Origin of the sequence: Kutzneria sp. CA-103260, from assembly GCF_018263855.1 — a bacterium.
Classification (GTDB): Bacteria; Actinomycetota; Actinomycetes; order Mycobacteriales; family Pseudonocardiaceae; genus Kutzneria.
Map to the genome: position 1 here is coordinate 2,674,077 of NZ_CP073318.1, position 12,773 is coordinate 2,686,849.

7 protein-coding genes are annotated in these 12,773 nt (G+C 68.2%); 1 reads left to right on the plus strand and 6 read right to left on the minus strand.

The window, feature by feature from the left end:
* Positions 1-19 precede the first annotated feature (19 nt).
* Positions 20-2,200 (minus strand): MBL fold metallo-hydrolase, encoded by a 2,181-nt coding sequence (locus tag JJ691_RS11535; protein ID WP_211768772.1) that lies wholly within the window; start codon positions 2,198-2,200, stop codon positions 20-22.
* Positions 2,197-8,571 carry a hypothetical protein gene (locus JJ691_RS11540; RefSeq protein ID WP_211768773.1) on the minus strand — a complete coding sequence of 2,125 codons (6,375 nt, stop codon included), beginning with the start codon at positions 8,569-8,571 and terminating at the stop codon, positions 2,197-2,199. The genes JJ691_RS11535 and JJ691_RS11540 overlap by 4 nt, the downstream gene beginning before the upstream one ends.
* Before the next feature lie 130 nt (positions 8,572-8,701).
* Between JJ691_RS11540 and JJ691_RS11545 the strand changes: the two genes are divergently transcribed.
* Positions 8,702-11,095, plus strand: coding sequence for a DISARM anti-phage system protein DrmE domain-containing protein (locus tag JJ691_RS11545; protein WP_211768774.1), 2,394 nt, complete (start codon positions 8,702-8,704; stop codon positions 11,093-11,095).
* A gap of 34 nt (positions 11,096-11,129) precedes the next feature.
* Here JJ691_RS11545 and JJ691_RS11550 read toward each other — a convergent pair whose 3' ends face one another.
* From JJ691_RS11550 to JJ691_RS11565, 4 genes are read right to left on the minus strand one after another with little or no spacing between them, the layout of a single operon-like run.
* Positions 11,130-11,498, minus strand: coding sequence for a hypothetical protein (locus JJ691_RS11550; RefSeq protein ID WP_211768775.1), 369 nt, complete (start codon positions 11,496-11,498; stop codon positions 11,130-11,132).
* The gene (locus tag JJ691_RS11555) at positions 11,495-11,677 is read right to left on the minus strand and encodes a hypothetical protein (protein ID WP_211768776.1); all 183 of its coding nucleotides are present in this window, start codon (positions 11,675-11,677) and stop codon (positions 11,495-11,497) included. Before JJ691_RS11555 ends, JJ691_RS11550 begins: the two co-directional genes overlap by 4 nt.
* Positions 11,674-12,264, minus strand: a complete 591-nt coding sequence (locus JJ691_RS11560; protein WP_249228217.1) for a recombinase family protein — start codon at positions 12,262-12,264, stop codon at positions 11,674-11,676. The genes JJ691_RS11555 and JJ691_RS11560 overlap by 4 nt, the downstream gene beginning before the upstream one ends.
* Positions 12,258-12,485, minus strand: a complete 228-nt coding sequence (locus tag JJ691_RS11565; RefSeq protein ID WP_211768778.1) for a hypothetical protein — start codon at positions 12,483-12,485, stop codon at positions 12,258-12,260. Before JJ691_RS11565 ends, JJ691_RS11560 begins: the two co-directional genes overlap by 7 nt.
* Between the last annotated feature and the right edge of the window lie 288 nt (positions 12,486-12,773).

A 12,773-nucleotide genomic window follows, 5' to 3' on the forward strand; every position in this document is an offset into this window, starting at 1 on the left:
CGCCGCGCCCAGCTCCTAGTCAGGTTTGCCAGTGGCGGGTGGGAGCGACGTCATAACGCAACCGCTCGAGATGGCGGGCGAAGCCCCGCTGGTGGTACCTCTCGCCGTGCACGAGCATCACCTGCCGTGGCGCGACCTCACGCATGATCGACAGCAGCCCGCGGCGGTCGGCGTGTGCGGACAAACCGAATTTCCTCACGTCGGCGTGAACCTCGATGTCAGCCCCGTCGAGCCAGAACGTGCCGGTCCGGCGTCCCTCGACAAGGTCGAGCAGGTCACGTCCGGGGGCGTCCTCGTCCTGGTAGCCGGCCACCAGCAGCGCCGAGTCCGGGTCAGGAAGGATCGACCGGGCCCATGGCACGGCTGGCCCGGCGGCAAGCATGCCGGAGGTCGTGACGATGACGCCGCGGCGGAACGTCCGCAGGTGCTGGGCCCGCATGTCGGGTGCGACCTCCCGGATCTGGTCACCGTAGATCCGCAGCGGCCGTGACGTGTCCGCGGTTTGCTGCTCATAGATGCGGCTGATCTGCTTGGCCATCCCGTCGATGAGGACGGGGACTCCGGGCAGCCGTTCCCGCAGCGTCAGAGCGACTTCCTGCGCCCGGCCAAGCGCGAAGGCCGGGACGAGTACCCGTCCGTTCTCGACGACCTCGGCCACCAGCCGGACAAACCGTTCGACTTCCGCCTCTCGGTTCGTGTCGGCATGGCAGTAGGTAGATTCGATGACCAGCAGGTCAGAGTCGCGTGCCGAGTCCGGCACAACCAGCCCGGGCACGGAACGCTGCGCGAGGTTGGAGACATCGCCAGTGACCGTGACCCGATTTGGACCCGCAGCTACGACGACACCGGCGGCGCCGAGGATGTGCCCTGCGCGGAACAGTTCGATCGTCAGTCCGTCTCCGACCTCGACCACCCGGCCGTAGTCGAGCTCCCGGATACGGCGTTGCGCGGCCAGGGCTTGAGTCTGTGTGTAGGGCGGTTCGGCTGGTGGTTCACCGTCCTCGACGTAGTCGGCGCGCGTCCGGTTGAACACCTTGACGGAGTCGTTCCACATGATCGGCAACAGCGCAGCGGTGTCCGGCGTGCAGTACACGGGCACGTTGCGGTACCTGTGTTCGCCGGTCAGGGCCGGCACCCAGCCGGCGTGGTCGTTGTGCGCGTGGGTGATCACGATGGCGTCCAGGTGTCCGGCCAGCGCGATGTCGATGTGCTCGGGGCCCGCGATGTCGATCCGGGTCTTGGGGCGCATGCCGGCGTCGACGAGAATGCGAGCGTCGCCAGCCGTGACCAGCATGCAGGAGCCGCCGATCTCGGTGCCGCCGCCCAAGGGGGTCAGCGCGATCTCTCGTGGCTGTGTGAGCGCCGGTGTCGGTGGTGGGGAGGGAGGTGCCAGCATCAGTTGCAGCGCGGAGGCGAGCGTGTCAGGGGGAATCCCAGCACCGATCAGCGCCTCCATGAGCCGCTTGGCGTCTGGGCTATCGCGGTCTGCGGGGCCGGGTTGGCCGGCGCCGGCCTCGCGCCCGCGTGGGTCGACGTCCTCCGCCGCCACGGTCTCGGCCGCGCCGTCCTGCGGGCGGCCCGCGAGGAAACGGATAAGCAGTGCGGCGGCGGAGTCTAGGTCCCCAGCCAGTTTGGCGGCGGCGCTGCGTTCGGTGTCCAGTTCGGCCCGCAGCGCGTCGACGATCGCTTGGGCCTCGTCCCGGTCAGAAAGGGCCTCGTTGAGTTCCTGGCGGGCTGTCCGTAGCTCGCTCTGTGCGTAGTCACGCTGCACGAGCGCCCGGTCGCGGGCGGCGCGGGTCTCCGCCAGCCGGCGGTCGGCCCGCCGGTCAGGAGTCGCTGTCGCCTGGACTGGCTGCGGGAGCGACTGGGTTGTGTTGGCCCGGCGGGACTGTTCGCGGTTGAGACGTCGCACATACCCAGGCGTGGCGAGCTGCGTCGCGGCGGCTCGGGCAGCGGCTGGATCAGTACCAAGCAGCGCCTGTACGGCCGCAGGTGTGTCACCTAATTCGTCGGCGTAGCGGCTGGCCAGTTCCCGGCGCAGGTCGCCAGCTGTCGCGATTGCCAGCAGCAGCGGTCCACGGTTTGCGGCGGCCAGCCTCTTCGGGTCGGCTCCGGAGGCCGCGTATGCCTCGGTACGCAGCGCCGCCTGGGCGGCGTCGAGCACGATGGCGTCCACCAACTGCGAGGGGCTGAGAGTCATCCTTGCTGCTCGCGTCGAGTAGCAGCGGCCATCACCGGCTCCACCACGAACAGGGTGCCGTCGCCAGTCGGGATGAGGACACCGAGTGTGCGTAGCACCTCCACGACCTCCAGCGCCGACCCGTACCCGGCTTCCAGGAGCCGTTGCGGGTGCAGTGGGACAGCGGCCTGCTCGCCAGACTCAGCGTGCATCTCGACATAGTCGGCCAGGGTCTGCAGGTCGGCGGGCGCGTCGACGAGTTGGACGAGGAAATCCCAGGCGGCGGACAGAGTTGCGTCAACCCGCACCCCGGAATCGGTGAGGAGGCCGGCAGCGTGTGCCGGATCGGCCAGGTAAGCCCGCAGCCATTCGAGTGCGTCGGCCGGGTTGCCTTGGTCACCGCGGACGTTGAGCTCTTCGGCGACGCGGTTGAGCAGCACCGGCCAGCCGCCGGCAGTCGCGAGCAGTTCGGCGCGGGAGGCGGTGTCCTGGAAGGGGAGATGCGTCTCGGTCATCCAGAGCCGCAGGTCGGTCGTGCCGTAGCGACGCAGCTCTGTCAGCCCGGCTGAGGTATCCACGTCCAGTGCGGCGGCCGGCCACAGCGGAGCTTGCGCGGGGGTGCTGATGAGCACGATGCCAAGGGTGCCGCCGGCTTCTCGGCCAACGGCGATCAATTCGCGCGCCTGGTGCCATACCGATGTGGCGGCTTCGACGCTGGTGTCCCGCAGATCGACGATGACGAGCGCGTGTCCGCTCGCCGCCCGAAACACGGCCTGCCGCGTGACGCTGACGAGTGTGGTCGGCGTGGCGTGGCGCAGGTATGCCTTTCGTCGCGCTCCAACCGGGTGCTCGTTCTCGGTTTCCACCACCCTCGGCGAGCGCTGCACCGTGAGTGCCTGCGACCCTGCTATGAGCCGCACCTGGTTGCGGGCGGCGAGCAGGTCGGCCAGCTGCTGGCTGGTGAGTGGCCCGCGGGTCGGACCGTCCCCGAACACGGGACGCAGCAGGGAACCGTCGAAGCTCTCAGGCAGATCGAGGGTCTTGGCTTGGGCGAGGACCTCGTCGACGTCCTCGCGGCTGCCGAGCAGATCGAGCACGTTCGGGGTCCGCAGCCGGTAACCTCGTGCGGTGCGGGAAAGGACCCCGAGGTCGACGCACTCGTCGAGCAAGGCGCGAAACTCACTGGTCCGGATGTCCTTGGCTGCGAATCCGGCTGGCCACCACGTCTCGCACTCGGAGCGTAGCTCGGTCGCGCTCATCGTGGCGCCTATGCCGAACGCGTGCGCGTTCTGCGCGACGCAGTAGGCGATGACTTTGTAGTGCGGATCCAGGTCGAGGGTCCAGTCGAACCGCTTCCGGAATGAGGTTCGCAGCGCTGGGTCTTGCCACACCTGTTCGATGTCGTCGCGGGCGATGACTCGCGGCGGGGCGGTGGCCGGTAGCGGCGCCGAGGCGAGATTGCGCAGCAGCCGGGTGCCGAACAGCTGGATGAGCGCCGGCTGGTTGTTCGCCAGGGCGAGAACGCGGGCGGCAATGTCGGTGCCGGCGAACCGGTAGCCGAGGGCATGCAGCGGCTTGGTGAGCAGGTCGTAGGCGGCCTGCGGAGCGAGGGGCCCTACCCGGACCGGGTCGCCCAGGTGCGGCAGCGGGTTGTTCGACAGCCGCTCGAACCGTGCGGTCTGGTGCAGGCCAGCGAAGACGACCTTGACCGCGCGGTCGGTGCGTTCCATCAGCTCCTTGAACAGGGTGACGTGCGTGAACCGGCCGGAGGTCGCGGCCGCGTCTTGATCGAGGAACGCATCGCATTCATCGAGGAGCAGGAGCAGTTGCCGTCCGGGGCGGCCGGCGATCCAGTCGCTGACGTGCCTGCTCAGCGCGCTGGCCACGTCCATGGCCGGAATCGGTGCCTCCGCTGGAATGATGGCTTTGGCGGCGAGTAGCGGCCACAGCGTGGTCCACACCGCGTCAACCGGCTGGGCGCGGCCGATCTTGAAGATCGACTCGTAGAGAGCGTGCTTGGTGCGGCCATTGTCGAACTCGCGCTCGGCCGCGCGTAGCAGCGCAGACTTGCCGAGCTGCCGCCCGCCGTACACAACGCACGGGCCCATCATGTTGACGACCTTGTCGCGTTCCTCGGCGCGGCCGTAGAACATCTCCTGCGGGATGTTGACGCCGGGCACGTCAGGGGTGAACGGGGTGGCGGCCGTGTACGGGAGCGTGATCGCCATTGTGGTCTCGCGGCTGGCCAACTGCTGGCAGGCGAGGTAGGCGAAAGCGGCGTCGTCGATAACCGCGGCCGTAGGGAGTTTGCGGCCGCTGCGGAATTGCTCGGCGAGCTCGTGCCGGCCAGTCGGGTCGAGGGTGCCGAAGTACAGCACGATGACCGACTGGTCTGGCGGCTCGTTACGAAGCAGTTCAACGAGTTCGTGCGGTGTGGGGGAACGCCACACCGCCAGCAGCCGCAGGCTGTCCCCCGACGGACTCATGCCGGTGCCGAATGCTGGGATGAGGGCCTTGCCCACAGTGTTGGTGACGCCGTGCAGATCCAGCCAGGAGATGCCGCGCCGGCCGCCCTGGCCGCGCCGGGTTGGCGGGGTCGTCGACTTGTCGAACCGGAATCCGGCCTGTTCGAGGACGGCTTTCACCTTGCCGATGCGGGCCTCGAGCGTGCTGCCGTCTGACAGCTGCTGCCACGATTCAATGCGGGTGGCAGACGTCTTGCCCCGCGGCATCGCAGTCAGGTCGATACCGGTAGCGGCAAGTGCGTCGGCGAGTGGGCCTTGCGGCGGGGCGGTGCCGCTGTTGAGCAGGTCGCGCAGCTCGCCGAGCAGCGGATGTGCGCCCACCGCGGGCCGCTGCCGGCCGAACAGCGCAGGGAATGTCGTGGCGAACAACTCCAGGTGGTCGATCTGCTGTTCCGGACCGGGCAGCCTATGCCCGGCGCTGAGCGTCTCGACGTATTCGGCGGCTGTAGACAGATCACCGTCGTCGACGCAGCGCATGACGCGATCAGCGTCCTCGTCCGACATTGTGCTGGTGTCGATCTTGGCGCGGTACGCGGCGACGGTCTTGTCAGCGCTCTCGTGCCGGTCGGTTTCGATCGCTTCTAGTTCAACAAGCATCCGGTCGAAGTCGCTGCGCGGCCCGCGCGAGCTTGGCTGGTAGGCGCGCGCAAGGGTGGACAGGTCGACCCAGTCGTCGTCGGAGAGCCGACCGAAACGCCTGTCGGCATCGATGCGGCGGGTAATGGCGGCCACCTTCTCGTCGAGCAGGCGCGTGGCCTCGTCGACGGCCTGGTCGCGGGTGGCACGCAACTGCTGGGCGAGTTTCGGGTCGAGGCCACGAAGCATCTCAAGGATTAGCAGAGTCCCGACATGGTCGTGCCGGGCAGCGCGCTGCTCGAAGACGGCCTGCCAGCTTTCTGTGCCGCCGCGCCAGGCGGCACCGGCGACGGCGATGTCGTCAACCGTGACGGCGCGCAGCGGCTGCATGCTGTTGGTCAGCGGAAGGTCGGCGGCTAGGACGAGGGAGCCGCCGAGAATGCGTTCGGCGGACAGTTCGGGGCCGGTGACCGCCGCGGTGCCGGCGAGCAGGTCGAGGGCGTCGGTGAGTATCCGTAGTCCTGCGTCGAGTGCGGCCCTACGAGCGGGCAGGCCACTGTCGGACACGTCGGCCAGGTCAGCGAGGGCATGGTCTCGGACGGCGGCGACCTTGCCGCGCAGGTTGGTGATTGGGTCGGTCATCCAGGTGCCGCGACTGCCCGGCCGGGTGTAGTCCTCGACTGCGGTGATCCAGCGGGACAGCAGTTCGGCGACCTCACCAGCCCAATCCAAGATCTTGCTGCGGGCCCGGGCCTCGATGCGGTGGGTCCGCTTGGTCTGAAGCCGGGGAGCGTCGCGATCCACCGCCGCGTCGAGGACGGTGCGGGACCGCAGTTCGGCGACCCGCTCACGGACCAGGGCGAGGTCGGCAGCCGCGGTGGAGCCAGCAGCAACGGTGGCGAGGGGCCGACCAAGGTAGCCCTCGGGGGAGATCCAGTTCTGCCATAGTTGGGTGGCGGCCTGGTACTTGATGGTGCGGGCGGCGCCGTTGGTGAGCATCTCGCTGGCCGCGACCGGGAGAGCGTCCAGGTCGGAGCCGGCCTCGGCGGGTTCGGCGAGGGGGTCGGCGCTGCGGGGCGTCAGGTATGCGCCGTTGTAGATGCCAGTCAGCAGCACATCGGTGAGCTGACCGACGGCGCTGCTGGTACGCACGACGCTGGTGGCGATGTCGCGCAGGGGCCCGGCGGCACCGGCGGTGGGTGACAGCAGCCCAGCGCGGACAGCGGCGGCGTAGACGAGCATCTGGGCGCCGAGGTGGTCGTGCAGCTCGTCTGGGTTGAGCGCGTTAACCGTTTCGGCGAATGCGGCGGCGTTCGCGCCGGTGGAAGTCTTAATGGCGGTGGCGTGGGCGGCGAGCCGGTACGCGGCTTGCATCGCTGGGGGCGCGTCCTGGGCGACGGTCAGCCAGTAGGCGAGGGCGAACTGGTCGTTGTCGAGCAGTGCGATGCGCAGTTCGACCGGGTCGGTGGTCTGTGGGCAGGCGTTGTCAGGTGTGGCTCCCGATTCGCCGCTTGTCGCGTGTGCTTCTGCGGCGACAATCCCAGCCGCGGACCGGGTGGTGGGACGAGTCTGAGGCGATCTGGGAACGACGGGCGCAGGGATGGTGAGGTCGAGTCCGGCGAGAACTTCGGCGAGGTCGGGCTCGACGGCCGCCGGAGTCTCGGCTTGCTCGGGCTCGTCCGTTCCAGTCGGTGTGCCCGCCGCGGCGGCCTGATTGGTGGCCCCCATGGCGGGCGTGGGCTCGCTGGTAGCGGGGGCGTTGTTGTCTTTCTGATGCGGGCTCGTGTTCGTGACGGCGGCCTCTATGCCGGCGGACGGCGCGGTGGTCAGGGTGGTCGCCGTTGGTTCGCCGTCCGCCTCAGGAGTGTGAGCCCTGTCGGGTTCCCGGCTGGAGGTGGTTATGGGGACGCCACCTGCAAATTGGAGGGTGCCGGGCTTGCTTGCCAGCATGAGCAGCGACAACGTGTTCGGTAGCGCGGAGCTGACCACCCGGCCGAGTTCAATGTCCTGGGCCGGGTCGCTTCCGCCGAGGTCGATTAGTGTGACAAGCGCGTCTAGGGCGGCGAGTAGCGCAGGCTCGGTGTGCTGATCGACAGAGCCAGCGAGCTCAGCGATTCGCCGGGCATCCGGCTCGGCGTACGACGGGGCGCGAAGCGTGGTTAGGCGACGTACCCGGTCGAGTAGTGCATTCGTGGAGCGGGCCGCGATCGCAGTGTCGACGGTGTCGCGCAATCCGGCCAGCGTGCTCAGGGCTCCAGGGCCGCCCGGACCGACCGAGGCGCTGACGGCGTCGGCCAGCTGGGACAGTCGCTGGAAGTACTCGACAAGCCGGCTGAGCGTTTGGCCAGTCCCGACCGTGGCGTCTTCTACGATTCGGGCCAAGGCTGGTAGGTCACGTTCAGCGACGTCTGCCCGAAGTCGATCAAGCGCGTCGACCTCGATCCGCAGCCGGTCCAGATCGTCTTCCCCGGTACCGCCGCGGTCCAGTTCCTCAGTCGTTTCACCTTCGCTGGCATCCGCGTCGGTTGGCGCGGCAAGAACCGACGGGGGTGAAGTGCTGGCGACGTCGTCGTCGACGATCTCGTTGGCGAGTTCCACCAGTTCGTCGACGGTGAGCGGATTCTCCGGCAGTAGTGGGTTGCGAGCCCGGACGCTGGCCCACGCCTGCGCGACCGCCGCTCGGTGCGTATCGCTCCATCCGGTGGGCGGATCGGCGACTAACCAGGCGAGCGCGGCGATGTCGCCGCCGTGTCCGCGGGAGACCATCGCGGACCAGGCAGCTGCCCGCGTGGCGGGCGTGACCCCGAACTTTTCCACGTCGCGCAGGTCTTGGAGGAGGTTGTCACCAGGGTCGAGATTGAGCCCGTCGAGTTCGCCGTTCAGCAGTGCGGCGAGTTCTTCATCGGACAAGTCGGCGGTCTCGGCCGTGACCAGGACCCCTGAGTGGAAGCAGTCGTGGAGGATTCGGCAGGCCTCGGTCTCGGTGGTCCTGGTCAGCATCATGCGAACGCCACGGGCGACCGCGGGGAGCGGCGCGTTGCTGCGCATGGCCAGCTGCCGGTGCACGTTGGCGCCTTCGCGGGCAGACAGTCGGGACAGCTCTGCGAGCAGGTCGTCCTGCGTGATGGCTCGCGCGGCGATCCGGGCAAGCTTGGCGTGACGCAGGCCGTTGACTTCCTCTGACGTGAGTCCAGCGTTGCCGACCTCGTCCTCCGCTCCCACCGACTCCGCCAGCCGCGATGGCGGTTTGCCGCTGTTATCTTTACTGTCACCTATGTCCGGTTCGTGCACGCACAGCCTCCCCTTGCAACTGACTGGCCCCCGACGTCAAAGCTCTGGCGGTCTCCGATGGTGTCGCGGTGACTCATCGTCGGCAAGCCTCCGATCGTGAGCATCGTCCTGGGACAGTTACCGTTTCGATGTGCCAGTGACGGGAAACAGCGGCTTGGCCGAATCGGTGGCTTCCGGTGTGTTGGGCCGGCGCCGGAACAGCACGTGGGTGCCGTTTGCGCCGACCAATCTGGACATGGAACTGGTGGAGGCGGCGGATGCCGCCTTGACCGCACGGGTGCCGCTCGGCGTCGTGCTTCCGCCAGGTTCAGACTCCTCGGCAGTGCTATTGGGAGCAGCGGCCGTAGTTGGTGCTGTGCTGCAGCGTGGTCGGCTGGATGTCGAGGTCGCGGTCGCATCGACCCGTTTCGTCGACCGGAGCCTCTACGACGAGCTGACATTCCGGGCCGAACAGCTGGCATCGTTCGTACCGCGCGCAGGCCTCACCGGCGACGGCCGGGCCTTCGTGATCGGGAAACCTCGCCGTGACACCGGTGGGCGGCTGTACATTGTCGGCCGAGCTGCACGCCTCGACGTGCTGTTGGAAGATCTTGAGGGCCTGATCGTCACCGCAGACGCGGTCGAGCCGGATGCGCTGCGCGGACTGCTGCACCGCGCTGGTGTCCGCGTACCGGTCGTATATCTCACCGAGGATCCGTACGACCCTGGCCTGGACCTGGTGCGGGAGGCCGGCGGTGTCGTGTGGGGCTGGGACGCCGCATGCCTTCCCGCGCTGGCCGAGCCGGCAATCCCACCGCGCACTGCAGGGGCTGACCCGCTGCTCGCAGGTTCTGATGCGCTGCGTGGCGTGGCCGCAGCCGAGGTGCAGGTGCGTATACCGCAGCGCGGCGGTGACTTGGATGTGATGCTCGATGTGCTGTGGCGGGCAACTGGAGTGCTGTGCGGCGAGCTTGGTAGTGAAGGAGCTCGCTCGTCTGGGCGGGCTACTGGGCTGCTGTGGGCGTACCGCGTGTTCCATGGCCTGGGGATGCTGCCGACCGCCCCATCTGCGTTCGACCGGCATCTGGGCGTGAACCCATACCGGATCCGGTTCGATACCGCCGTCGATACGGCACGTTCGTTCGCCGAGCATTCTCCTAAGACGGGTAAGGATGCGTGGCACCGATGGGCCGACGCGTTGGCAGCCGCACTCAAGGTGGCTGAGGCTCAGCCTCGTACGGCCCAGATCGTCGACTGGGCGCGGGAACGGGTGGAGTCCGGGCTACCGGGGATCGTGCTGGTGCGCGGCGTTACCGCAGCGGTCGTTCTGGTGCAGGCGCTGCATGAGTCGCCGGCCACCCCACTCGGATGGGACCGGCTGGTCGAAGTGTGGACGCTGGCTGAGCTCGGCCGCGGCGCCATCGATGTGGCTGCGGAGCTGTGCGTGCCTGGTCGTCTGCCACGCAGCCGGTCGAGCGTGTTTGCGTTACCTCCGGCGGGTGGGGTGACGGTGTTGGCGTGCGGTCCGGTTGAGGGGCACCGTGTTCTTCAACAGGTAAGCGCTGCGAAGGCTCGGATGGGCGCGTTGCGGCGGGAGACAGTGCAGGTGTCTGCGCCGCGGCTCGGGATGGCACCGCGCGTCGGCCTGACGGACTTCGATCCGGCTGCGGGCCTCAAGGTGGTAGAGGGACAAGTGCGCCGGGCGCTGACCGATGATGAGCTCACCGGCGCGGACGAGCAGGTGTGGGAGCCGTTTACCGTCGATGTGGCTAGCGTGCTGGCACGCCTCGCGCCGCATGACGAGGATCAGTCGCCAATGCGCAGCGATGGCGTGAAAGGCGACGGTCCGGTGACGGCAATCGCGATATATGTCCACTCTACGGAGGGGCCCAAACTGCTGTTTGTACCGGCGAACGACATTCTTACTCGCCGCCGGGGCACGTCGCTGGCGCGGGTAGCGGCGAAGTCGCTGACGGCCGGAGACAGGCTGCTGCTGGTCGACCAAGCTGCGCGCACCGACCTCCGCTTCGCGTTGACCGACAAGCTGTCCGAACGGATGGAGTACCGCACGCTGCGGATGGTGATCGATTTCTGGCACGAGCGAGCCGCTAAGGCCGGCTGCCTCCCGGGTCTCACCCAGCAGGCGATCCTGGACCGGATGACTGGTACCCGAATTACGTCGGCCGCGACGATTGGAAGTTGGATTCGTGGCACCGTGTACGGCCCGGAGGACAGTGAGGACCTAGCGCGATTCGCCCGCGCGGTCGGGGACGAGTCACTGCTTGCGCAGACGGATGGAGTCGCAGCGGCGTTGCGGACGCTGCGCAGAGTCCACATCAAGCTCGGCTTCTGGCTGGCCAGCCAGACAAGCGATGCCGGCGGACGCGCACCCGAGGCCGTCATCGACAACGAGCTCGGGGTTCGGGTCGCCGACCTGCTAGACACAATCGCCGAGTACGAGATCACCGGCGTTGACCTCGCTGAGCAGTCGGTGCCTGCCCACGTCGTCGGCTTGCTGACGGACAGGACATTGATGACTGACTGAGGCCAATGGGTCGCCGAGGTATTGCATGGCGCTGCTATCCGCGGTTGGCAGCTGGGCGTCGTGCGATGAGTTCAGCGCGGGGACCGAGCAGTCGACCTGCCTGTGTCCGTGCTGCCAGGTGTAGGGCCATCTCCGCGTCTTGGGACACCGGGTCGTAGCAGATCTGCAGACCGATCGTGGCGTACAGGCGGTCCACAGCCAGTGGTGCCACGTCGTCGAGCGTGGCACGCACGTCGCCGAGGTCGTCGATGAGTGCGCGGGCTTGGGCTGCGATGAGGACTGGGGTGCGGGTCGCGGCCGCAAGCTGTGCGTGAGCGGTTGCCCGCTGGGTCTGCGCCACGTTGATTGCGTCCGCGACGGCATCTGGTGAGACACCGGCCGCGATGGCGTCCTGGAAGCTCACGGATCCGTGTTTGGGGCCTGTGTCAGCCGTGCTTGTGTGTCGGCGATCGTGCGTTCGGCCTGCGTCTGCTCGTCGGCACGGACGAGCTGTGTAATGGTGGCCTCGACGTTGGCGGGGGCGAATAGATCGGTCAGCCAGCGGTCGACGGCACTGCGGAGGTCGTCCTCGCGGATGTTCACCGTGCGGGGATGGCGGGCGCGTGTGTGGGCGTCAGGTGCGAGGGTCCGCAGATTGCACCGTAGTAGATGCGTTCCCCGCGCGGGCTCGCCGGCATCTTGCGGCCGCACAAGGCACAGCGGAGCCGACCTCGGAACAGGTAGCGCCGCTGGGTTGTCCTGCCGGCGCGTTCGGTGGCACCGCGTCCACGGCCGTCGCCGGTTGCCCTGCTCCGGCGTCGCAGTTGGACTAGAGTGAAGTCGGCGACGTCGATAATCGCGGGATGGGCCGGGACGCGGGATCGCACAAGCCGGCCGGGCGTGGATCGTCGGAAACGCACGACGAAGTCGGCGGCGACATCGTCGGGGTCGAGCAGCGCTTCGTACGTGGCCCAGCGTCCAAAAAATGCGTACCCGGTGTATCGGGGGTTTTCGAGGATCGCTCGGACGGTGCCGGCCTGCCAGCCGTCTCCGGGACGGTGCTGATTCTGCTCTGGCCGATGCGCCGACGGACACGGAACGCCGTCAGGGTTGAGGCCGGCGGCGATGGCGCGATCCCCTTGCAGACTGCGGTCGTCTAGGTACTCGGCGAAGATGCGGCCCACTACCATTGCGGCGGCCGGGTCGACAGCGAGCACGCGAAGGTGCTGGCCCACCGCAGCTTTGGCCGGGTTAGGGTGCGGGCCATCGTTGCCGACGGTGTATCCGTACGGGCGCGTCCGCCCTGGTGCAGGCCTTCGGTGATGACCTGGTTGTCCATCGCGGCACGGACTCGGGCCTGCACGTGTTGGCGTTCGGACTCGCTCATGCCGCCGAGCACGCTCATCAGCATGGTGTGGGGGTGCGGGCGTCGAAGCGGCCGCCCAGCTGCGGCACCCACAGGTCGACTTCGTAGGCAGCGACGCGCGGGGGCGAACAGCGAGAACTGGTTGCCGAACCAGCAGCGTGTGCCCTCGCCGATCAGGACCGCGCTCCAGCCCCGACTCGTGGATCTTCAATGCGGTGAGAAGGCGGTTGACCTCGGGGCGGCGTTCCCAGGACACCGACCGGAGCACCCGGTCGGCACTGCGGCGGCTGTAGCGAGCGTCAGACCCAATGCGACCTGCTCGTCTTTAGCGAG